20 protein-coding genes are annotated in these 22351 nt (G+C 66.7%); 9 read left to right on the top strand and 11 right to left on the bottom strand.

Annotated features, from left to right (window positions below):
• The first annotated feature begins 59 nt into the window (after positions 1–59).
• Positions 60–1274, top strand: coding sequence for an LLM class flavin-dependent oxidoreductase (locus OG874_RS05350; protein ID WP_330254013.1), 1215 nt, complete (start codon positions 60–62; stop codon positions 1272–1274).
• Between the two features lie 12 nt (positions 1275–1286).
• On the top strand, positions 1287–2648 hold the full coding sequence (locus tag OG874_RS05345; RefSeq protein ID WP_330254012.1) for an NtaA/DmoA family FMN-dependent monooxygenase: 1362 nt from the start codon (positions 1287–1289) through the stop codon (positions 2646–2648).
• An 89-nt stretch (positions 2649–2737) separates the two neighbouring features.
• Here OG874_RS05345 and OG874_RS05340 read toward each other — a convergent pair whose 3' ends face one another.
• The 7 genes from OG874_RS05340 to OG874_RS05310 all read right to left on the bottom strand — a co-directional run bounded on the left by OG874_RS05340 (position 2738) and on the right by OG874_RS05310 (position 9722).
• A complete protein-coding gene (locus tag OG874_RS05340; RefSeq protein WP_330254011.1) occupies positions 2738–3253 on the bottom strand; it encodes an arginine repressor in 516 nt (171 codons plus the stop codon).
• Positions 3254–3272: 19 nt separating this feature from the next.
• Complete coding sequence (argF, locus tag OG874_RS05335) at positions 3273–4322, bottom strand: ornithine carbamoyltransferase (RefSeq protein WP_330254010.1); 1050 nt, start codon at positions 4320–4322, stop codon at positions 3273–3275.
• Positions 4319–5533, bottom strand: coding sequence for an acetylornithine transaminase (locus tag OG874_RS05330; protein WP_330254009.1), 1215 nt, complete (start codon positions 5531–5533; stop codon positions 4319–4321). The genes argF and OG874_RS05330 overlap by 4 nt, the downstream gene beginning before the upstream one ends.
• 77 nt (positions 5534–5610) lie before the next feature.
• A complete protein-coding gene (gene argB / locus OG874_RS05325) occupies positions 5611–6543 on the bottom strand; it encodes an acetylglutamate kinase (RefSeq protein ID WP_330254008.1) in 933 nt (310 codons plus the stop codon).
• Positions 6540–7757, bottom strand: coding sequence for a bifunctional glutamate N-acetyltransferase/amino-acid acetyltransferase ArgJ (argJ, locus tag OG874_RS05320; RefSeq protein WP_330254007.1), 1218 nt, complete (start codon positions 7755–7757; stop codon positions 6540–6542). The genes argB and argJ overlap by 4 nt, the downstream gene beginning before the upstream one ends.
• A complete protein-coding gene (gene argC / locus OG874_RS05315; RefSeq protein ID WP_330254006.1) occupies positions 7754–8812 on the bottom strand; it encodes an N-acetyl-gamma-glutamyl-phosphate reductase in 1059 nt (352 codons plus the stop codon). Before argC ends, argJ begins: the two co-directional genes overlap by 4 nt.
• A 136-nt stretch (positions 8813–8948) precedes the next feature.
• Positions 8949–9722, bottom strand: coding sequence for an ArsR/SmtB family transcription factor (locus OG874_RS05310; RefSeq protein ID WP_330254005.1), 774 nt, complete (start codon positions 9720–9722; stop codon positions 8949–8951).
• Between OG874_RS05310 and OG874_RS05305 the strand changes: the two genes are divergently transcribed.
• The 4 genes from OG874_RS05305 (at position 9721) to OG874_RS05290 (ending at position 12767) form a co-directional block, all read left to right on the top strand.
• Positions 9721–10509 carry an isocitrate lyase/PEP mutase family protein gene (locus OG874_RS05305; protein ID WP_330254004.1) on the top strand — a complete coding sequence of 263 codons (789 nt, stop codon included), beginning with the start codon at positions 9721–9723 and terminating at the stop codon, positions 10507–10509. The two genes, OG874_RS05310 and OG874_RS05305, sit on opposite strands and share 2 nt — an antisense overlap.
• Before the next feature lie 112 nt (positions 10510–10621).
• Positions 10622–11197 carry a dihydrofolate reductase family protein gene (locus OG874_RS05300; protein WP_330254003.1) on the top strand — a complete coding sequence of 192 codons (576 nt, stop codon included), beginning with the start codon at positions 10622–10624 and terminating at the stop codon, positions 11195–11197.
• A gap of 9 nt (positions 11198–11206) precedes the next feature.
• On the top strand, positions 11207–11548 hold the full coding sequence (locus tag OG874_RS05295) for a YciI family protein (protein WP_330254002.1): 342 nt from the start codon (positions 11207–11209) through the stop codon (positions 11546–11548).
• The gene (locus OG874_RS05290; RefSeq protein ID WP_330254001.1) at positions 11541–12767 is read left to right on the top strand and encodes an RNA polymerase sigma factor; all 1227 of its coding nucleotides are present in this window, start codon (positions 11541–11543) and stop codon (positions 12765–12767) included. Before OG874_RS05295 ends, OG874_RS05290 begins: the two co-directional genes overlap by 8 nt.
• 64 nt (positions 12768–12831) lie before the next feature.
• Here OG874_RS05290 and OG874_RS05285 read toward each other — a convergent pair whose 3' ends face one another.
• Complete coding sequence (locus tag OG874_RS05285; RefSeq protein ID WP_330254000.1) at positions 12832–16281, bottom strand: AAA family ATPase; 3450 nt, start codon at positions 16279–16281, stop codon at positions 12832–12834.
• A 218-nt stretch (positions 16282–16499) separates the two neighbouring features.
• On the opposite strand from OG874_RS05285, the gene OG874_RS05280 reads away from it, so the two are divergent.
• On the top strand, positions 16500–16682 hold the full coding sequence (locus tag OG874_RS05280; protein WP_330253999.1) for a hypothetical protein: 183 nt from the start codon (positions 16500–16502) through the stop codon (positions 16680–16682).
• Between the two features lie 40 nt (positions 16683–16722).
• Here OG874_RS05280 and OG874_RS05275 read toward each other — a convergent pair whose 3' ends face one another.
• A complete protein-coding gene (locus tag OG874_RS05275; protein ID WP_330253998.1) occupies positions 16723–17214 on the bottom strand; it encodes a pyridoxamine 5'-phosphate oxidase family protein in 492 nt (163 codons plus the stop codon).
• A 62-nt stretch (positions 17215–17276) separates the two neighbouring features.
• Here OG874_RS05275 and OG874_RS05270 point away from each other — a divergent pair, with 62 nt between their 5' ends.
• Positions 17277–18263, top strand: a complete 987-nt coding sequence (locus OG874_RS05270; RefSeq protein WP_330253997.1) for a helix-turn-helix transcriptional regulator — start codon at positions 17277–17279, stop codon at positions 18261–18263.
• Between the two features lie 79 nt (positions 18264–18342).
• On the opposite strand, the gene OG874_RS05265 is transcribed toward OG874_RS05270, so the two are convergent.
• Positions 18343–19494, bottom strand: a complete 1152-nt coding sequence (locus tag OG874_RS05265; protein ID WP_330253996.1) for an epoxide hydrolase family protein — start codon at positions 19492–19494, stop codon at positions 18343–18345.
• A gap of 63 nt (positions 19495–19557) precedes the next feature.
• Between OG874_RS05265 and OG874_RS05260 the strand changes: the two genes are divergently transcribed.
• Positions 19558–20520, top strand: coding sequence for a helix-turn-helix transcriptional regulator (locus OG874_RS05260; RefSeq protein ID WP_330257186.1), 963 nt, complete (start codon positions 19558–19560; stop codon positions 20518–20520).
• Between the two features lie 360 nt (positions 20521–20880).
• Here the strand turns inward: OG874_RS05260 and OG874_RS05255 are convergent, their stop codons facing one another.
• Positions 20881–22332 (bottom strand): GntP family permease, encoded by a 1452-nt coding sequence (locus OG874_RS05255; protein ID WP_330253995.1) that lies wholly within the window; start codon positions 22330–22332, stop codon positions 20881–20883.
• Between the last annotated feature and the right edge of the window lie 19 nt (positions 22333–22351).

Here is a 22351-nt window from a genome sequence, read left to right as displayed (position 1 = left end):
CGCGCGCCGGTCCCGCGTTGAGGGACACGACATTCACGCATGCACAGAAACGGGAGACGATGGCACCGAACCCACTACATCTCGGCGTCGCGCTCGACGGAGCGGGCTGGCATCCGGCCGCCTGGCGGGAGCCGAACTCCCGGCCCGCCGATTTGTTCAGCGCCGGATATTGGACGGATCTGGTCACCACCGCACAGCGCGGACTGCTCGATTTCGTGAGCATCGAGGACAGCCTGGCGATTCCTGAGGAACGGCACGCGCGGACCGATGACGCCGTCGACCGGGTCCGGGCCAGGATCGACGCGAACCTGATCGCCGCGCGCATCGCCCCGGTCACCCGGCATATCGGGCTCATCCCGACGGTGACGACCACCCACACCGAACCATTCCACATCTCGAAGTCGATCGCCACGCTCGACTACACCTCGCGGGGCCGCGCGGGTTGGCAGGTGCGCGTATCCGGGACGCCCGGTGAGGCCGCGCATTTCGGACGCCGTGAACTGCGCGCCATCACCGCCACCGAGCTCGCGGAAGCAGTCGCGTCGGGCACCTTCCCCGGCGAGGTGCACGATCTGTTCGACGAGGCCGCCGACGCCGTCGAGGTGGTGCGGCGACTGTGGGACAGCTGGGAGGACGGCGCCGAGATCCACGATGTGGCGACACGGCGCTTCATCGATCGCGACAAGTTGCACTACATCGACTTCGAGGGCCGTTTCTTCAGCGTCCGCGGACCGTCCATCACACCGCGCCCGCCGCAGGGACAGCCGGTGGTGGCGGCGTTGGCGCACGGCCCGCTGATCTACGAATTCGCCGCCCGCGGCGCGGATCTCGTCTTCGTCACCCCGACACGCGAGGCCGGCCCCGGCCCGATCGTCGAACAAGTCACCGCCGCCGCGGCACGAGTGGATCGCACCGGCGAGCCGCTGCGGATCTATGCCGACATCGTGGTCTTCCTCGATACCGACGAGACGACCGGTCCGCAGCGGCTGGCGCGGTTGAACGAGCACGCTGGGGACGAATTCGCCTCCGATGCCGGAATTTTCGCGGGCAGCGCCGACGAACTCGCCGAACTGCTCATCGAATGGAGCGGCCGAGGAGTCGATGGATTCCGCTTGCGGCCCGGTGTCGCGGTCGATGACCTGGCCGCCATCACCGATCGGCTCGTCCCCGCCCTGCAACGCCACGGCGTATTCCGCACCAGCTACCCGGACGGTTCACTGCGCGCGCTGCTCGGTCTGCCGACCACCGTCCCCAACCGTTACGCGACTGCCTGAGCGAGGTCAATGATGAGCACCCCACGTAAGCAGGTCATCCTGGGCGCCTACCTCGGCGGCGTCAACCATCACACCGCCTGGTGGCACCCCGCCGCGGGCAGCCAGATCGATTTCAGCAGTTTCGAACACACCGCGCGCACCGCCGAACGCGGTAAGTTCGACTTCTTCTTCCTCGCCGAAGGTCTCATCCTGCGCGAACGCGCGGGCCAGATCTTCGATCAGGACATCATCGGCCGCCCCGACACCTTCACCGTATTGGCCTCCATCGCGGCGGTCACCGAACATCTCGGCCTCGCGGGCACGATCAACGCCACCTTCAACGAGCCCTATGAGCTGGCCCGCCAGCTCGCGAGCCTGGATCATCTCTCCGACGGCCGCGCCGCCTGGAATGTGGTGACCTCCTTCGACGCCTTCACCGGCCAGAACTTCCGGCGCGGCGGCTTCCTCGATCCGGCCGACCGGTATGTGCGGGCCGAGGAGACGTTGAATGCCGTTCGGGCCCTGTGGGATTCGTGGGAGGCCGAGGATCTCGTCGCCGACAAGGACTCCGGCCGATTCCTGGCCCGCCCGGATGCCGGTGCGTTCGCCTTCCACGGCAGCCAGTTCGACATCTCCGGACGTTTCACCGTGCCGCGCAGCCCGCAGGGCAGGCCGGTGATCCTGCAGGCCGGCGTCTCACCGCAGGGCCGCGATTTCGCCGCCGCGAATGCCGATGCCATCTTCTCCCCGTTCGGCAAGCTGCCCGAGGCCGCGGACTTCTACCGCGATATCAAGGCGCGCGCGGTAGCCGCGGGACGTGCGGCCGAGGACATCAAGATCCTGCCGTCGGCGAGTTTCGTGCTCGGCGACACCGAGGCCGAGGCGATCGAGAAATTCCACGCGATCCGCAATGAGCAGGTCACCGGTCAGACCGCGCTGATCCTGCTGGAGCAGATCTGGAACCGCGATCTGTCCGGCTACGATCCGGAGGGCCCGGTACCCGATATCGATCCGGATCCCGCTGCCCCGCCGATCATCCAGGGGCGCGCCTTCGTACACCAGGATCGCTTCGCCACGGTAGAGCGCCTGCGTCAGGTCGCCGAGGCGAAGCAGCTCACCCTGCGCGAGGTGGTGATCGACCAGTTCGAACGCGGACCGCTGGTCGGGACCCCCACCCAGGTGGCCGAGCAGATCGACTCCTTCGTGCAGAACAATGGCTCCGACGGTTTCATCCTCGGCTCGCACCTGGTCCCCTGGGGCATCGACGAATTCGTCGACAAGGTGGTGCCGCTGCTGCAGGACCGGGGCGCGCTGCGCACCGAGTACACCGGAACAACATTGCGCGACAACCTCGGTCTCCCGAATGTGCGGTCGACGGTAGCTGCCGACGCCTGAGTTCCGGTCTGGGGATTCAGGTTCCGAGCCATCGGCGCGTACCGCCTCCAGCGCCGGATACCCGTTCGCGGGATCAGGCCTGGATGCGATCAGGCGAGTGCCTCGATCTTGGCGGCCAGTTCGGCGCCGGTGAGGGGTTCGCGGGCGATGACGGCGATGGTGTCGTCGCCCGCGATGGTGCCGACGATGAACGGGAGCGCGGCGCGGTCGAGAGCGCTGGCCAGGTAGTGCGCGGCGCCCGGCGGGGTGCGCAGGACGGCGATATTGCCGCTGGCGTCGGTGGAGACCAAGAGGTCGCCGAGCAGCTTCGACAATCGGTCGGTACCGCCGGTGACGCCGCGCACCGGGCTGCCGTCTTCGGGCACAACGTAGACACCCGCACCACCATCGGCCGCACGCAACTTCACCGCGCCGAGCTCATCGAGGTCGCGAGACAATGTGGCCTGGGTGGTCTCGATACCCTCAGCGGCGAGCAGAGCGGCCAGCTCCGTTTGACTGCGCACCGAGTGCGCCAGCAGCAGTTCGATGATCCGGGACTGGCGTCCGGCGCGAGTGCGGGCGATGGCCGGGCCGGACTTGCCGGGTTCGGTCGCGGACACCCTCATGCCTCCGCCTCGGTGACTCTCACTCCCCGCCTCCACTACGTCTGGCCAGCAACCACACCAGCAGTGCCTTCTGCGCGTGCAGGCGGTTCTCGGCCTCATCCCAGACCACACTGTGCGGCCCATCGAGCACCTCGTCGGTGATCTCCTCACCGCGGTGCGCCGGAAGGCAGTGCAGCACAACGGCATCGGGCTGGGCATGTGACAACAGCTCGGCGTTCAGCTGGAAGGGACGGAACGGGCCGACCCGGTCCAGACCGTCGTTCTCCTGCCCCATCGAGGTCCAGGTGTCGGTCACCAGCGCGTCCGCGCCCTTCGCGGCAGCGACCGGATCGCCGGTGAGGGTGATGGTGGCGCCGGTTTCCGCGGCACGCTTGCGGGCGGCCTCCAGAACCCACGGCCGCGGCTCGAAACCGTCCGGCGCGGCGATGGTCACGTTCAGACCGGCGGTAACACCGCCGAGCAGCAGCGAGTGCGACATATTGTTCGCACCGTCACCGAAGTAAGTGAGGTTGCGCCCGACCAGGCTGCCCTTGCGTTCGGCGAGGGTCTGCAGATCGGCGAGCACCTGACAGGGGTGGAACTCGTTGGACAGCGCGTTCACCACCGGAACCGTTGCGGTGGTGGCCATTTCGTCCAGGCGCACCTGTTCGAAGGTGCGCCAGACGATCGCGTCGACATAGCGCGAGAGCACCTTGCCGGTATCGCCGAGGGTCTCCTCGCGGCCGAGTTGGGTATCGCGGCCGTCGACCACCACCGCATGCCCGCCGAGCTGCGCGATGCCCATTTCGAACGAGAACCGCGTGCGGGTGGAGTTCTTCTCGAAGATCACCCCGACCCCGCGCGGACCCGCCAGCGGCTGGTGCGCGAACGGCGTCTGCTTCAGTTCCGCTGCGAGCGCGAGGATTTCGGCCTGCTCGGCCGGCGTGACATCGTCGTCGCGCAGGAAGTGGCGGATAGGCCCACCCGTCTCCCGGCCGCCACCCCTCACCGAATCGCTGCGCGATGCTGTACGCCCACCCGTCACCCGGCCACCACCCCTCACCGAATCGCTGCGCGATGCTGTACTCATTTGGCCCCCTCGGCGTCGGCGATCACAGCGTCGAGGATCTCGGGCAGGTCGCCGACGAAGTTGTCGGACTGGGTCTCGGTGAGCACCAGTGGCGGCGCGAGCCGAATGATGTTGGGCTTGGGCGCATTCACCAGATAGCCCGCCTCCCGTGCCCGGTTCTCCACCTCGGCCGAGAGATCGTCGGTGAGCACGATGCCGAGCAGCAGACCCGCGCCGCGCACATGATCGATCAGCGGATGCTCCAGCAGTTCGATACCGTCGCTGAGCCGCTTGCCGACGGATTCGACATGCGCGAGCAGATCGGTCTCGTCGATGGTGCGCAGCACGGCCAGAGCCGCCGCGGCGCATACCGCGTTGCCGCCGAAAGTCGTGCCGTGCAGGCCCGGGGTCAACAGGTCGGCAGCCGGTCCGGTGGCCAGCACCGCACCGATCGGCAGCCCGCCGCCGAGGCCCTTGGCCAGGGTGATCACATCCGGGACGATGCCGAATGCCTGGTGCGCGTAGAACTTTCCGCACCGTCCGATGCCGGTCTGCACCTCGTCGAGTACCAGCAGCGCACCGTGGCGCGCGGTGATCTCGCGCGCCTTCACCAGGTAATCGATGGGGGGCACGACAACACCGCTCTCCCCCAGGATCGGCTCGAGGAATACCGCCGCGGTGTCCTCATCGACGACCGCCTCGAGCGCAGCGGCATCGCCATAGGGCACGTGCACGACACCGGGCGGCATCGGCTCGAACGGCGTGCGCTTGGAGGGTTGCCCGGTGAGCGCGAGCGCACCCATGGTCCGCCCGTGGAAGGCCTCGTCGGTCGCGATGATCTTGCGCCGCCCGGTCAGCCGCGCCATCTTGAACGCCGCCTCATTGGCCTCGGTGCCGGAGTTGCAGAAGAACGCGCGGCCGTGCCCGTCGCCGAATTCGCCGTCGCCGAAGTGCGCGAGCAGTCGCTCGGCCAGTTCGATGACCGGTTCGTTGGCGTAGATATTCGAGGTGTGCCCGAGCGTGCCGAGTTGCTGGGTGACCGCTTCCAGAATCGCCGGGTGGGCATGGCCGAGACTGTTGACCGCGATGCCACCGAGGAAGTCGAGGTAGCGGTTGCCGTCCGCGTCGTAGACCACCGCGCCCGCGCCGCGCACCAGGGCGACCTTGGGCGTGGCATAGTTCTTCATCAGCGCGGCGGACCACCGCTCTTGCAATTCTGCTGTGCCACTCATGACTGCGCCTCGCTAGCGCTCGGCTCCGTCATGTGCGACGCACGCTGTGTCATGATTCGTTCGCTACGCTCACTCATTTATTTCGTTCCGTTCAGTGTGTCCGCCGCGCTCGTGGGGAGCGGGGCGGGCGTCACCATCGTTCCGATTCCTTCTCCGGTGAACAGTTCCAACAGCACCGAATGCGGGACTCGACCGTCGATGACATGCGCGGTCGGCACCCCGCCCTGCACGGCGCGCAGGCAGGCTTCCATCTTGGGCACCATGCCTTCATCCAGACGCGGGAGCAACTCGGCCAGTTCGGCCGCGTCGATGTGCGAGGTGAGCGACGAACGGTCCGGCCAGTTCGTGTACAGGCCCTCGACGTCGGTTAATATCACCAATTTCTCCGCGCCGATGCCCTCGGCGAGTGCCGCGGCGGCAGTATCGGCATTGATGTTGTGCACCACACCTTCGGCGTCCGGGGCGATGGTCGAGACCACCGGGATACGCCCGGCGCCGATCAGGTCGAGCACCGCGTCGGCGTTCACCTCGGTGACGTCGCCGACCAGTCCGATATCGGTCGGCTCGCCGTCGACGTCGACGGTGCGCCGGGTCGCGGTGAACAGCCGTGCGTCCTCACCGGAGATGCCGACCGCGTACGGGCCGTGCGCGTTGATCAGCCCGACCAACTCCCGGCCGACCTGACCGAACAGCACCATCCGCACCACAGCCATCACCTCGGGCGTGGTGACGCGGAAGCCGCCGCGGAATTCGCCTTCCAATCCGAGCTTTTTCAGCATCGCGCTGATCTGCGGTCCGCCGCCGTGCACCACCACCGGATGCACGCCGACGGTGCGCAGGAACGTCATATCTGCGGCGAAGGCCTGCTTGAGATCGGCATCGATCATCGCGTTGCCACCGTATTTGACCACCACGATCTTGTCGCGGAACTTCTGCAGCCATGGCAGCGCGTCGGCGAGGACGTGCGCCTTGTCCATCGCCGAAAGTTCTTGGACTGCTTCGCTTGTCATGAGCTGTAGGCCGAATTCTCTTCGACATAGCCGTGCGACAGATCGGTGGTGCGGACCATCGCGGTGCCCGCACCGACATTCAGCTCGATGAGCACATCGATATCGGGTCCGGACAGGTCGACCTCGCGGGCGCCCGGCGCACCGACGCTGTCGACGCACACCGGATTTCCGTTGAACGACACCGAGATTCGATTCGGATCCAGGGTCACCGGCGCGATGCCCACCGCGGCGAGCACCCGTCCCCAGTTCGGATCCGAGCCGAACATCGCCGTCTTGACCAGACTGTCGCGGGCGACGGCACGGGCCACGGTCAGCGCCTCGTCCTCGGAGACCGCACCACTGACGGTGATCTGGACCCGCTTGGTCACGCCCTCCGCGTCGGCCATCAGCTGGGCGGCCAGATCATCGCAGACCGCGAGTACCGCCGCGTCGAGGTCTTCCTGGGACGGTGCGACCTCGCTGGCGCCGTTGGCGAGCAGCAGCACGGTGTCGTTGGTGGAGCAGGAGCCGTCGACATCGAGCCGGTCGAAGGTGAGCCGAGTCGCGTTGCGCAGCGCGCGATCCAGCTGTTCGGCGCTGGCGGTGGCATCGGTGGTGAGCACCACCAGCATGGTCGCCAGCGACGGGGCGAGCATGCCCGCACCCTTGGCCATCCCGCCGACATTCCACTTGTCGCGATGGTGGAAGGCCGCCTCCTTGGGCACGGTATCGGTGGTCATGATCGCGTGCGCCGCATCGAGTCCGCCGGAAAGGCCGCCGCCCATCTCGTGCACGATCTCGGTGACCCCCGCGATCACCTTGTCCATCGGCAGCCGGTCGCCGATCAAACCGGTTGAGCAGACGGCGATTTCGCCCGCGCCGGTCTCGGTGCCCCAATTGCTCAGCGCCTCGGCCAACTCCTCGGCGGTCTGGTGGGTGTCCTGGAAGCCGCCGGGACCGGTACACGCGTTGGCGCCGCCGGAATTGAGGATCACCGCGCGCAACCGGCCCGCGGTCAGCACCTGCTGCGACCACAGCACCGGTGCGGCCTTCACCTGGTTGCGAGTGAAGACGCCCGCGGCCGCGTACTCCGGGCCCTCGCTGAATACCAATGCCAGATCGGGCTTTCCACTGGCCTTGATGCCCGCGGCGATACCCGCCGCCCGGAAGCCGAGCGGTGCGGTCACGCCCTGGCTCCGGACCAGCTTGCCAGCCGGGGTTTCGATCGTCGTCACGGTGCCACTCCTACGGTGGAAAGTCCTGCGGTCTCGTCGAATCCGACGGCCAGATTCATGGATTGGACCGCGGCGCCCGCGGTGCCCTTGGTCAGGTTGTCGATCGCGCCGATCACCACGAGCAGTCCGGCGTCGGTATCGACCGCGACCTGCAGGGTGACGGCATTGGAGCCGAGTACCGAACCCGTCTGCGGCAGTGTGCCTTCCGGCAGCAGGTGCACGAACGGTTCGTCGACGTAGGCCTTTTCATAGACCGCGCGAGCCTGCGCGGCGTCGACTCGGGTCGGCGCGGTGCACGTCGCGAGAATGCCGCGCGGCATCGGCGCCAGCACCGGGGTGAACGATACGGCGACATCGGTGCCGCCGGCGGCCTTCAGATTCTGCACGATCTCCGGGGTGTGCCGGTGCGCGCCCGCGATGCCGTAGGCCCGCACCGAACCCATCACTTCGGAGCCGAGCAGGCCGACGTCGAGTTTGCGACCCGCGCCGGAGGTTCCGCTCACCGCGACCACGTTCACATTCGGCTCGATGATTCCGGCGGCGATCGCCGGTGCCAGCGCGAGACTGGCGACCGTCGGATAGCAACCGGGTACGGCGATCCGGTTCGCGCCGCGCAGCTGCTCCCGCCCGCCGGGCAGTTCCGGCAGTCCGTACGGCCAGCTGCCCGCATGGGCGCCGCCGTAGTACTTCTCCCAGGCCGACGCGTCGGTCAACCGGAAGTCCGCGCCGCAGTCGATGATCACCGTCGACTCCGGTAGCTGCTGCGCGATGGCGGCGGACTGCCCGTGCGGTAGGCCGAGAAAGACGATGTCGTGACCGGTCAGCTCGTCGACCGTGGTCGGCGCGAGCACGCGATCGGCGAGCGGCAGCAGATGCGGCTGGAGCTCCCCCAGCGTGCTGCCCGCATTCGAACCCGCCGTCAGCGCGCCGATGACGAGACGCCCGTCGCGGTATGCCGGATGTCCCAGTAACAGACGCAGCACCTCACCACCGGCGTATCCACTCGCACCGGCCACCGCAACCCGCAAGACCGGGTTGCTCGACGAATCAACCATGTGATGATTATGCACGATTATGCAAGCCCATTCATAAATGGGGTCCGCATCGCCGACTTCATCGGGTCACTCGCCAGTGGTACCCGGGACGGCGGGCTTCAACCGCTCAGTCGTGCGCTAGCCGGTGAGTTGCACGTCAGCCGACCGTCGCGGGATCGATCCCGAGCACCTCGTACAGGCCGGATTCGCCTTTCGAGGTGAGGCGGACCGCACGGCCGGTCCCGACCCGCCGCACCCAATCCAGCGCCTGCAATCGGCGGCACAGCTGCGCTCCGGCGGCCCCGCCGAGGTGGGTGCGGCGTTCGGTCCAATCGAGACAGGGTCGCGCCACCGGGCGGCGCGTCGCGTGCAATGTCCGCGCCTCGATGCCCATCGGTCCGGTGAGCCACGCCAATCCGGCCTCGGTGAGGGCGAAGCCGCCGCCGCTGTCGAGCAGGTGACGTGCGGTCATCGCGTCGGTGATCGCCACGCCGAGCCGGCCTGCGAGGTGGTCGTAGCAGGTGCGGCCGCGCGCCAGGGCCGCGGCGACGGTGGCCGCGCGCAGATTCGTGGCCTCGGGGCGGGACGGCTCGAGGTGGGTGACCATGGTCTCCAGCAGCTCGGCCACCTGCGGGTTCGCCAGTTGCACGTAGCGGTGCCTGCCCTGACGACGTTCGATCAGCAGACCGCCATCGAGCAGTCGGTTCAAGTGTTCGGTCGCGGTGGAGGGCGCGACTCCGGCGTGGCGGGCCAATTCGCCCGCCGTCCAGGCGCGGCCGTCGACCAGGGCCAGGCACATATCGGCGCGGGTGCGGTCGGCCAGCAGGGTGGCCAGTTCGGCCAGTTCGGCTCCTCGGGTCTGCACCACACCATGATCGCGCCGAGTTGTTTCGGCGACCACCGAAACGACCGCGGGATACCGTCGCGGCATGATCACCGAACCTGATCGGGCGACGAAGGCTTTTCACGACCTGCATCACCGCGCCGAGCCGCTGGTACTGCCCAATGCCTGGGACTTCGGCTCGGCCGCTGTACTGGCCGCGGCGGGGTTTCCGGCGATCGGCACCACCAGCCTCGGCGTCGCGGTGGCCGCCGGGCTCGCCGACGGCACCGGGGTCACTCGGGATGAAACGCTTTCGCTGGCAACGAGACTCGCGCGCTTGCCGGTGCCGGTTACGGTCGATATCGAGGGCGGCTTCAGCGAGGATTCCGAGGCGGTAGCCGAATATGTCACGCGGCTGGCGGCCTTGGGCATCGCGGGGGTGAATCTCGAGGATGGCAGGGCGGATACGGCGCTGGCTGATCCGGGGCACCAAGCCGAGCTGATCGCCGCGATCAAGTCACGCACGCCCGAGCTGTTTGTCAATGCCCGTGTCGACACGTATTGGCTACGGCTGGAACAGGATTCGACGCTGGTGCGCGCCGAGCGATACGCGCAGGCCGGCGCCGACGGTATTTTCGTGCCCGGCGTGACCGATCCGGCCGCGATCGAGCGAATCGTCGCGGCGGTGCCGCTGCCGGTCAATATGCTGTTCTCGGCGGTCGGGCCGTCGATCGCGGAACTCGCCGAGTTGGGTGTCCGGCGGGTCAGCATGGGATCGCTGCTGTACCGCGCGGCGCTGGCCGGGATCGTCGACGTCGCGCGTGCGGTGCGCGATGGTCGATCCGTCCGGTCCGACATCCCGAGCTACCGCGAGATCCAGGCCATCACGGAGTAGCTCGAAAATTCCTCGAAAGAATTTCTGTCCGCGATGTCGATTTGGCGGGGACCCGCTCGTGTAGGAGGTGAAGCCGGTTACGGACCGGCCCCCAACAGGAAGGACTCCGCTCATGAACAAGATCATCGCGGTCGAGAATGTCACCCTGGACGGCGTCATGCAGGCCCCCGGTCGAGCCGACGAGGACACCAGGGCCGGATTCCGGCACGGCGGCTGGGCGCACCGCTTCCACGATCCGGTGCAGGCACGCGTGCTGGGCGAACATTTGGCGGCCCATCACGGTGCGCTACTGCTCGGGCGGCGCACCTACGAGGACTTCTACGGATTCTGGCCGCATCAGACCGACAATCCGTTCACCGAGGTGCTGAACAAAACCCAGAAGTTCGTCGCGTCCCGAACCCTGACCGAACCCCTGCCCTGGCAGAACTCCACGCTGCTCGCCGGTGACGCGGTCGCCGCGGCGGCCGAGCTGCGGCGCGACCAGGAACTCGTGGTGCTGGGCAGTGGCAATCTGCTGCAATCGTTGATGCGACACGATCTCGTCGACGAGTATCTACTGCTGATCCATCCGATCGTGGTCGGTGGCGGACAGCGGCTGTTCGACGGCGTCGACCTCGGCGACCTGCGACTCGCCGACAGTGTCACCACCACCACCGGCGTGGTGATCGCCACCTACCAGCGAGGGTGAGGACGAGCCATGAAGCAGTACCTGCTCAGCATCTATCAGCCCGATGATGGGCCGCCGCCGGACAATCTCGAGGAGATCATGCGCGATCTCGAGGCGGTGAACGACGAGATGCGGGCCGCGGGCGCCTGGGTTTTCGCCGCGGGCCTGCACGCGCCGAGCACCGCCACCGTGCTGCGTGCCGACGCCAACGAGGTGCTCATCACCGATGGCCCGTACATCGAAAGTAAGGAGCACATCGGCGGATTCACCGTCATCCAGGCGGCCGATCTGGACGAAGCCATCGACTGGGGCAAGAAGGTCGCCGAGGTGCTCACGCTACCGATCGAGGTCCGGCCGCTCGCGGATGGCTGAGGTCACCGCCGCCGCGATCGAGGCCGTATTCACCGAACACTACGGCCGCGCGGTCGCCAGCTTGATCCGCGTCTTCGGCGATATCACCGTTGCCGAAGACGCGGTGCAGGATGCGTTTTCCGCCGCCGTACAGCGCTGGCCGACCGACGGACTCCCGCCGAGCCCACCCGGTTGGATCATCACCACCGCACGCAACCGGGCCATCGATCGCCTGCGGCGTGAAGCGTCCCGCGAAGACCGGCACGCCGAGGCCGCGCTCCTACACGCCGACAGCGAGCCCGACGAAGAAAGCGCCGTGCCGGACGACCGACTGCGGCTGATCTTCACCTGCTGTCACCCCGCCCTATCGCTGAATGTCCAAGTGGCACTTACCCTGCGGCTACTCGGCGGCCTCACCACACCCGAAATCGCCCACGCCTTCCTGACTTCCGAATCGACCATGGCCCAACGCATCGTCCGCGCCAAGGGCAAGATCCGCGACGCCCGCATCCCCTACCGAGTCCCCCACGACGCCGACCTCCCCGCTCGCCTGCGTGCCGTACTCGCCGTCATCTACCTCATCTTCACCGAGGGACATACCGCCAGCTCCGGCGACCGACTCGTGCGGACCGACCTGTGCGCCGAGGCAATCCGCTTGGGGCGCCTACTCATCGAGCTCATGCCCGATGAGCCGGAGGCGCACGGACTGCTCGCGCTGATGCTGCTCACCGAATCGCGCCGGCCCGCCCGCACCGCGCCGGACGGTTCGCTGGTGCCACTGCCGGAACAAGATCGTCACCGCTGGGATCGCACTCTCATCGAAGAGGGCCATGCACTCGTCCGAGAGTGCCTGCGCCGCAACCAACCCGGCCCCTATCAGATCCAGGCGGCGATCAACGCGGTGCACGCGGACGCACCAGACGCGGAATCCACCGACTGGCAACAGATCCTACGGCTGTACGACCAATTGACCGCCGTCGTACCGAGCCCAGTGGTGGCACTGAACCGGGCGGTAGCGGTCGCTGAGGTCGCGGGACCAGATGCGGCACTCGCGCTACTCGACGAGATCGACCTACCGAATCACCATCTGTACCACGCGATCCGCGCCGACCTGCTGCGCCGACTCGGTCGCAATACCGAAGCGATCCGCTTCTACGACACCGCCATCGCCCATACCGATAACACCGCCGAAAAGACCTTCCTGCGGCGGCGACGCGATGGACTCGCCGCAGCAAACTAGCGTGACGAACAACGTCGCTGGATCGATGCCGCTGGCAACTACTCTCGCACCGGTTACGGCAACCTCAGCGCCAGGACCTCAGCGCCATCTCGACCAGCCCAGGGTCGACCGCTTCGTCCTGCCTCCAGATCGCCCGCGCCGCTTGGAGTTTGCCGACCAGACTGGCAACCAGCGCCCCCGCCGCATCCGCTGTCACCTGCCCGCCAGCGAGCACCTTGGCATAGCGAACCGAGTCGACGATGACGGATTTGACCTGCTCATGATTCAGGTAGGTTTGCAGGTCACGCCGCCATGAATTCCGCGTAGCCATCGGCTCGGCGGCGGTCCATGCGGTCAGGAACGTCTCGCGTTCGTCCGGCAGGTAGGTCATCTTGTGCAGATGAGTGGCCACGTCGTACAACGGGTCACCGAACAGCGCCAGCTCCCAATCGATGAAGACGACGGCGTGGTCGCGAATGATCATGTTCTTGCGATGAACATCGGCATGCAATAGCCGAAACATCCTCGGCTCGAGTGTGTTCCACGCATCGACGACGTCGTCGAGCGGTCTTGCCGGCACGCCGAGACGCGCATACAGCTCACCGAATGCCGCACTGTTCTCACGGTGCACACGGTCGGTGATGTCGGACAGCTGCCGCGCAAACGCGGCCGGATCCTCCCCTCGCCCTGCCGAATTCGGCGGGAGCAACTCGGGCGGTATTCGGCGCAGATCCGCGAACAGTGCCGCGACGTCGCCCGGCACATGCACGGGAACAGCCGTACCGCGTGGCGCGATCCGGTCCAGCACATCGCCCTCGACGTACTCGTGGATCTGGTACGCGGGTACCGCGGACTCCCAGCGCAGGCGAGGCGCGGCCGTCACGAACGGTTCGATGGTGCGCAATACCGCCGCCTCGGGCCATACCCGCAGATCCATCACATCGGCCCCGGCGACCGGGATCCGTACGTTGACCACGCCCATGGCGCCGTCGACGCGAACATTGTGGTTGTAATACCCTGCTGACGAATCAGTTCGCACACCCGCTTCGCGGTAGTAAGCGTCGGCATCGACGCCCAGTATCCGCGCCATCAACTGCTGGGCGCCCAGGTCCAGATTCCGATCCGGTGTCGGCGGCCGCATCCGCAGGCGGGCTTGCGCGGCCGCCAGGGCGACATCGGGCTCGAGCCAACCGAACAGGGCTAACACCGCCCGTGCGACCAGCACCAATCCTGGGTATACATTCGCGGCTTCCAGTTCGGCCACTGCCCATCGGACGCTCGCCACGGCGTCGATACGCAGACCTCGCCGCGCGAACACACCGGCGCGGAACAACTCCGCCCGCGCCCTACCGGAACGGTAACCAGCCCGCTCCAAGATCTCACAGGCATCCGTCAGCGCACCGTCTGCCGCGTCCAGATCGCCGAGCGAGAGTTCGGCCAAACCCAGTGCGGTGTAAGCCTTTCCGAGTTCGTGCAGCGCGCCGAGCTCGCGCTGCCTGGAGATCGCCGTACCAGCGGCGGCAACAGCCTGCGCGGGATCGGTCAAAGCCAATAGTTCGGCCAGGTTGGTTGCGGCATTGGCCTGCCCGACAACACTGCCGGCCGCATGGTAGTGCGCATCCGCCTCGGCCAAATACCGTGCGGCCGTTTCGGTGTCGAATGACAAGCGATAGGTGAGATGCCGCAAGCGGGCCACATCTCCCAGAAAGTCGCGATCATCACCGTCGGCCAATGCGACCAGTTCGTCGCACAATTCGAGCGCTTGCGCGAAACGTCCCTGGCACATATGCAGATCCGCCGCCCACTGCCCGGCATGCAATCGCGTTCGCCCCGAGCCGCGTGCCCACACCGTCGAATAGATCGACAGTGCTTCATCCGTCGCACCGAGTATGCGGCGCGCATTGGCCGCCGCGAGCGCGAGACGTTCCGCGACCGGACCGGTTCGCGCCGGGTCGACATGGCGGGTCAAGCGGTCGGCTTGCTTTGCATCGCCCAGCAGGACCGCTGCCTCGGCCTCGAGGCACCGGGTCAGTTCGGATAGCTCCGCCATATCTGCCAGGGTGCCATGCGGCTGGCGTAGAAAGCTGTCCAAATCGCTGAGTACACCCTCGATCCCCTGGTTTCCGCCGGCGGCTTCGATCCGGTCGACGTACGCCAGCAGGGCGGCGGCATTGAGAATCCCGGCTCGGACACCGTGATAGCCCGCCTCGCGCAGTGCCGACACTTGCCCGCCCGGCCGTTCCGCCCGTGCCCGCCACAGATCGTGCAGCGTTGCGTGCAATACCGACCGCACATCAGCATCCAGCCGGTGACGCAATGCCGTGACCATCAACTGGTGCAGTTGATACCGCTCGCCGTCGCCGCTCTCGTCCGCCGCGTAGACGAAGGAGTACGCGATCAACGACTTCCACGCGGTGAGATGGCCAGGAAGCCCGAACTGGCCTGCGATGCCGGTGAATATCTCGAGATCGAAGGTGCGTGGCAGGCTGAGCAGTTCCAGCGCCCGAACTTCGTCCGGCCGCACATGCTGAAGAAACCGTTCCAAGATCGCTTCGGGTGATACCAGCACCGCTACCGAAGTGCCCTCGATCCGACTCCGAGCATCGATCGCCAGATGCAGATAGAACGGTACCCCGGCGCTCGACACCGCGATGGCCTCACGCTCGTCCGCGTCATCGACACCGGAGGAGTCCAACAGTTCGTATCGCGCCCCCATCGGCAGGTCGTCGACCCGTAGCGAATGCACCCGTGCGGCCCATTCGGGATCGTATCGCTCCCACCCGAGCGGCTCCCGACTCGCGATGACGACAAGCCCAGTGTTCAACTGTGCCACGACATCTCGCAGCCAGGCATCCGAGGCCGCGACCCGGCCCTCGCGATCGACGCCTCCCATCAGCGCTTCATATGCGTCGAGGAAGACAACATACGGTTTCTTACCCGCCGTCGCAGCCTTCAGATCCTCCGCGAACAGATACGACACCGCGGCTTCCAGATTGCCGAGGCTCAGTTGATCGAGCTCCTGCAGGATCGGGTCGTGTCGGATCCGGTGGGTGCGAACGGCGCGCCGAGCACCTAATTCCAATAGCCGAGACGCCGTACCGAAAACGGGAATTCCGGTGGCGTCGTTGAGGATTTCGGTCAGTACCTCACTGTGTTCGGCCAAGGCCAGCGACTCCGACGTCAGCCGCAAATGTGGATGGAGGCGCTGCCACAGCACCGCGCACGCGATATCGAACCGATGGAATTTGATCTTCTGGGCGCCGAACTGTGTCCGCAGCACCGCCAACCCATCGGCTGCCTGGCGCTGACTCGGCACCTGCAGATCCAGTACCGCCGCCGGATGCCGCTTTGCGACCCGCGAACGCAGCTCCGCCACCAGACGCGATTTGCCGATACCACCGACGCCGCTCAGCAGCAGGACCCGGGGCTGGTCCGCGGATCCGACGAGCAACTCGTCGAAAGTCGCCAGTACGGTTTCCCGATCCACGAACGGACGCCGAGTGGCCCCCGGCTGAAATCGCGCGGCCAACACCATCTTTGCGTTCCCCCTCGCATTGAGCACTGCCTAGATTCTGTCAGACAGTGACAACGCTCGTGGCGCGACCGGTAGGCGTGTCCCCCAGGGCGGACAAGTCCTGTCGACTCCGAGTCGCTGACGGACATGTCCCGAAAACGGAAGTCACGCAATCGAGTTGGCCGTAGTCGCCGGGTCGGGCTTACCAGCTCTGGTCGGCGGCGCGCACTAGCATTTCGTTGACAGCTACGCGTCGGGGTCGGCCTGCCGGGCTGTGGCCCTTCGCCAACCCCAACGACATCGTCGCGGCAGCCGCCATCGAATCCGGAAACCCGCTCGGCACAGACAGATTCGGAAAAGACCTCGGCGACATCACCACAGCGCTCGCGATCGGCTTCGGCGCGCGGTGCGGCGACGCCTGAAGCCGAGCTGGCCGCGAAGATGGTGGGGACCACCAACCGCTCAGTGCTTGCGCACCACCCGCTCGCCCTGCCCCGGCTTCCAAATGGTGATGTCCAGGTGATCGTCGACGACCTCGACGGTGGAAGCGCTGGTCAAGTCCGCGACATAGAAGTGGTCGAACTCCTGGCCGCGGATATCGAAACCGCTCTCGTCGAACAGTTGCTGCGCGAAGCGCGCGTGCACCTGCTGGTCCGGCAGGTCGACGACGGTGCCGAACAGTTTCGCGTCGCCGTCGCCGACCTGGGTGTCCACGGTGGCGGTATGCAGGCAGAACTTCGGGTCGCGGGCGAGATCGTTGAACTTCGTGGTGTTCGGCATGCCCGCGATTACCAGCATCCCCTCGAAAATCCGCGGTTCGATGGGGCTGATGCGCGGGAAACCGTCGGAGCGCAGGGTCCCGAGCATGCAGAGATTGCCGGTGGCCTGGTGTCGACGCGTGAACACGGTGGCGATATGTGGCGCTTCTTCGGTGAACTGGCTCCATGTGGTCATGAGCTCGACGGTACGGATTAAACCTGACATCTTCTGTCAGGTTTTATGCCTAATCTCGAATCATGCGCGCGAGTCGACTGGTCCACCTGCTGTTGCTGCTGCAGACCCGCGGCCGGACCACGGGGCCGGAGCTGGCGCGCGAACTCGAGGTGTCGGTGCGCACCGTCTATCGCGATATCGAGGCGCTGTCCGCGGCGGGCGTGCCGATCTACAGCGAACCCGGCCGGTCGGGCGGCGTGCGGCTGGTCGACGGGTACCGGACCCGGTTGACCGGTCTCACCACCGAGGAGGCCGATGCGGTGTTGCTCGCCGGACAGCCGGCCGCCGCTGCCGATCTCGGGCTCGGCACCGTGCTGGCGACCGCACAGCTCAAGGTACTGGCCGCGCTGCCGCCCGAATTGCGTGGCCGGGCAACGCGAATCGCCGAGCGCGTGCATGTCGATGCGCAAGGCTGGTTCCACCGAACCGACCAAACACCCACGCTCGCAACGATTGCCGATGCGCTGTGGCACGACCGGCGACTCGACATCCGCTACCAGCGTAAAGACCGCGCCGTCGAGCGCCGACTGGATCCGCTCGGCCTCGTATTGAAAGCCGGGACTTGGTATCTCGTCGCGCGCGACGGTTCCGCCGTCCGCTCCTATCGCGTCAGCCGCATCGCGGCGGCCGAACAGACCGGCGAATCATTCACCCGGCCCGAAGATTTCGACCTGGCCGAGCATTGGTCGGCATCCGCCGACGATTTCGCGCGCTCCATGCTGCGGGTGCGAGCGCGCTGCCGAATCGCGGCATCACATCTGCGGCTGCTGCGCCTGCTGAACGAGCCCGCCGCGGTGGCCGAGGCAATGGCCTCGGCCACCCCACCCGACTCCGAGGGCTGGGTCGAGGTGACCATTCCCTCAGAGTCCTACGAGGTCTTGGCCGGCGCGGTCCTGCACCTCGGCGAGTACTGCGAGGTCCTCGACCCACCCGAATTCCGCGCCCGCCTCGCCGCCACGGCCTTTGCCATGGCCGACCGCTACCGACGCCCGAGCCCGCTGGCACCGTGAGGCGCGATCCCAGCGGCTGAGGCACACCCTTTGTGGTGTCAGCACCCTGTACAGAAGGCCGACACCGCCCGCGCGTCGTTCAGCGCAGCGAGCGGAAGAACTCGCGGATGTCGGCGGTCAGCAGATCGGGCGCTTCCATGGCCGCCATGTGGCCACCGCGATCGAATTCGGTCCACCGGACGATATTGTGCTGCTCCTCCGCGATCTTGCGGATGGACATATCGCCAGGGAAGATCGCGGCGGCGGTCGGGACACCCGAGTTCGCCGAGGGCACACCCCACGAGTTCGATTCGCCGTACAGGCGGATCGAGGAGACGAAACTCCTTGTGTACCAGTAGATGCTGACATTGGTGAGCAGTGCGTCGCGGTCCACCGCATCCTCGGGCAGCGCCTTCGCCGGATTCGTCCAGCGTCGGAACAGATCCACGATCCAGGTCAGCAGCCCCGCGGGGGAATCGTGCAGCCCGACGGCCAGCGAATGTGGATGGCCGGACTGGACCGCCGCATAGTCGTAACGGATGAAGCTGTCCTGACCGGTCATCGCCTCGAGTTTCGCCTGATCCTCCGGGCTGTACTCGGATTCACCGCCGTCCCAGGACGGCATCGTGATCGGCCCGTTCACATGGATGCCGATGACGTGCTCGGTCGCGATGCGCCCCAGCTCAGCGGACACGAAGAACCCCGCGTCACCGCCCTGCGCGCCGTACCGCTCGTACCCGAGCCGCGCCATGAGTTCAGCGACGATCTGTGCGTACCGCTCTGTCCCGCCCTCGCCCAGCTTCGGCGCCTGTTCGGAGAAGGCGAACCCGGGCAACGACGGAATGACCAGATGGAACGCATCGGCCGGATCGCCGCCGTGCGCACGCGGATCGCTCAAAGGTCCGATCACATCGAGGAATTCGAGGAAGGAGGCGGGCCAGCCATGGCTCAGCACCAACGGCGTTGCGTCCGCCTCAGGTGAGCGGACGTGCAGGAAATGCACCTGCTGCCCGTCGATATCGGTGACGAACTGCGGCAGCTCGTTCAACCGCGCCTCGACCGCACGCCAGTCGTATCCGGACCGCCAGTATTCGGCGAGATCCCGCATATACGAGATCGACGCGCCCTTATCCCAACCGGCGCCCGGGATTTCGTCCGGCCACAAGGTATTCGCCAGCCGTGCGTGCAGATCATCGATCTGCGCCTGCGGGATCTCGATGCGGAAGGGGCGGATGTCCTGTTCATTGCTCATGAAAGCCACGGTATGGTCCGCTTAGGACAGGATCGTTCCTAAGTATCTGGCATGCTGAATCTCGTGTTGGAGACCTCCGCGCGCCTACTCAAACTGCTCGCCCTGCTGCAGACCCACCGCGACTGGACCGGGACCGAACTCGCTGAACGGCTCGGCGTCACCGGCCGCACCGTTCGCCGCGACGTGGATCGGCTGCGTGAACTCGGCTATCCGGTGCATGCCACGCAGGGCACCGCGGGCTATCGGCTCGGCGCCGGGGCCGCGCTGCCGCCGCTGCTGCTCGATGACGAGGAGGCCGTCGCGGTGGCGGTCGGGTTGCGCAGCGCGTCCGACGGCACCGTGGCGGGCATCGAGGAGGCGTCGCTGCGCGCGCTGACCAAACTCGAACAGGTGCTGCCGCCGCGGCTACGGCACCGGGTGCGCACGCTGCGCGGCGCGACGGTCCGCGTCAGCGCACCCGCCGCCACCGTCGAACCGGATACGTTGATGGCCATCGCCGAGGCCTGCCAGCGCCACGAGCGGCTGCGCTTCGACTACCGCGCGCACAGCGGGGCGACCACCCGCCGCATTGTCGAGCCACACAGTGTCGTGCACTTCAGCAGGCACTGGTACCTGGTCGCCTGGGACGTCGACCGCGGCGATTGGCGCACCTTCCGAGCCGACCGCGTGACACCCCGGATCCCGACCGGCCCGCGCTTCGCCCCGCGTGAACTCCCGGAAGGTGATGTGGCGGCCCATCTTTCGATGCGACTCTCCTCCCTGGCGTGGCCGCATCAGGCGACGGTGCTGCTGCACTCCTCCGCCGAGAATGCCGCGGACAATGTGTGGCCCGGCATGGGTGTCATCGAGGCCGTCGACCAGCACAGTTGCCAACTACACGTCGGCGCGGACACGCCGGAAACACTGGTCTGGATGATCACCTCGACGTTTATCGACTTCACGCTGCTCAGCGGTCCGCCCGAACTCGTCGCTGCCATTCGAGGCCAAGCCGACCGCTGCACAGCCGCACTCCGCAACTTCGACTGATACGCCCAGCAACTCTGATCATGCACCGACGCAAGCGCTTTGAACTGCGCCGACCGCTGCACCAGTCATTCCACACGACGACCACCCGGTACCGACCCCATTGTGTGACGGCACCGAGGCAACCCGACGTCCCCTCTGCTGCAACCGCAACCTACGCGCCGAGCATTCCCCGTTGACAACCAACCCTGCATATCCGCTTTGGCGCACACCTGCTGCACAGGCTGCAACCTGCGCCGCGATCTTATCGAGGCCGTGCGACTGCTCGTCGACTATCTCGACGGCGACGTGCCGCATGAATTGACCAGCCCGGCACCGGGATTCGATCCCGTGCCGGGCTGGCGCGATTAGTCCGAGCGTTGCTCAGCTGACGATCGCGAAGAGAATCGCGGCGACCGCGAAACTCACCACGGAGAGCACGGTTTCGAGCACCGTCCAGGTTTGCAGGGTCTGCTTCACGGTCAGATTGAAGTACTTCGAGATGATCCAGAAGCCTCCGTCGTTCACGTGACTGAGGATGATCGACCCGGCCGCGATCGACATGGCGATCAGCGCGATCGACATCTGTGAATACCCGTGCCCAGCGACCAGCGGTGCGACGATGCCACCGGTGGTCACGATGGCGACGGTGGCAGAGCCCTGGGCGATGCGCAGGCCGCAGCTGATGATGTAGGCGAGCACGATCACCGGCAGCCCGGCCGCCGACATGGTGTCGGCGAGCGCGGTGCCGATTCCGGTGGCGGAGATGACCTTTCCGAAGAACGCGCCCGCACCGACGACCAGCAGCAGCATGCCGACCGGCTTCAGCGATTCCGCGGTCAGCGTGCTGAGTTCCTGCACGCTGGAGCCGCGCCGCACACCGAGCACGTAGAAGGCGACGAGCACCGCGATCAACAGCGCGACGGCCGGAGTGCCGAAGAACGTCAGCACCTGCAGCAGCTGGGAGTCCTTGTCCAGCAACTGAGTTCCGAAGGTCGCACCGAGAATCAGCACCAAGGGAATGGCGATGATCGCGCCGATGGTCGCCACATGCGGCGCCTTCGTCTCGGTGCGCGTGGCACCGGGATCGGTTGCGGTGCCGGGGCCTTCGGCCTTCGCCGATTCCGCGTGCTCCGGCCGGATCAGGAATTCGGCCGGCACCTCCACCTGCACCCGCTTGCCGATGTAGGTACCCCAGACGATGCCCGCGGCGATGAATCCCGGGATGCCACAGACGAATCCCATCAGGATCAACCAGCCCAGGCTGACCTCGAGCAGGCCGCCCAGCGCCACCGGTCCCGGATGCGGTGGCAGGAACGCGTGTGTCATGGACAGACCGGCCAGCATCGGCATCGCGTACAGCACCAGCGACCGCCCGCCACGCTTGGCGGCGACGTAGATCAGCGGCGCGAGCACGAAGATGCCGATATCGAAGAAGACCGGGATGCCGAAGATGAGCCCGAGCAGACCCATGGCGATCGGTGCGCCCCGCTCACCGAAGATGCTCAGCAGCTTGCCGGTCAGCACATCCGCGCCACCGGAGCGTTCGAGGATCGCGCCGAGCACCGTGCCGAGGCCGATGATGACCGCGATATGCCCGAGGATGCTGCCGAAGCCGGTCTCCAGCAATGAATCACCGGATTTGATCGCCGTACCGACGATCTTCGACACCGGTAGACCGGCGGCGAGCGCCAGCCCCAGCCCGGTGAGCAGCAGCGCGATGAACGGCTCCAGCTTGACCTTGATGATGGCGAACAGCAGTACGGCAATCGCAAGACCGCACAGCACCAGCAACCCGGGGGTGGTGGTGCGCAGCCAGTCGACAGTGGCGTTCATGCCCGTGCCTCGCTAACGC

Origin of the sequence: Nocardia sp. NBC_00565, from assembly GCF_036345915.1 — a bacterium.
GTDB lineage: Bacteria > Actinomycetota > Actinomycetes > Mycobacteriales > Mycobacteriaceae > Nocardia.
This window is presented reverse-complemented; position numbering and strand designations above follow the sequence as displayed.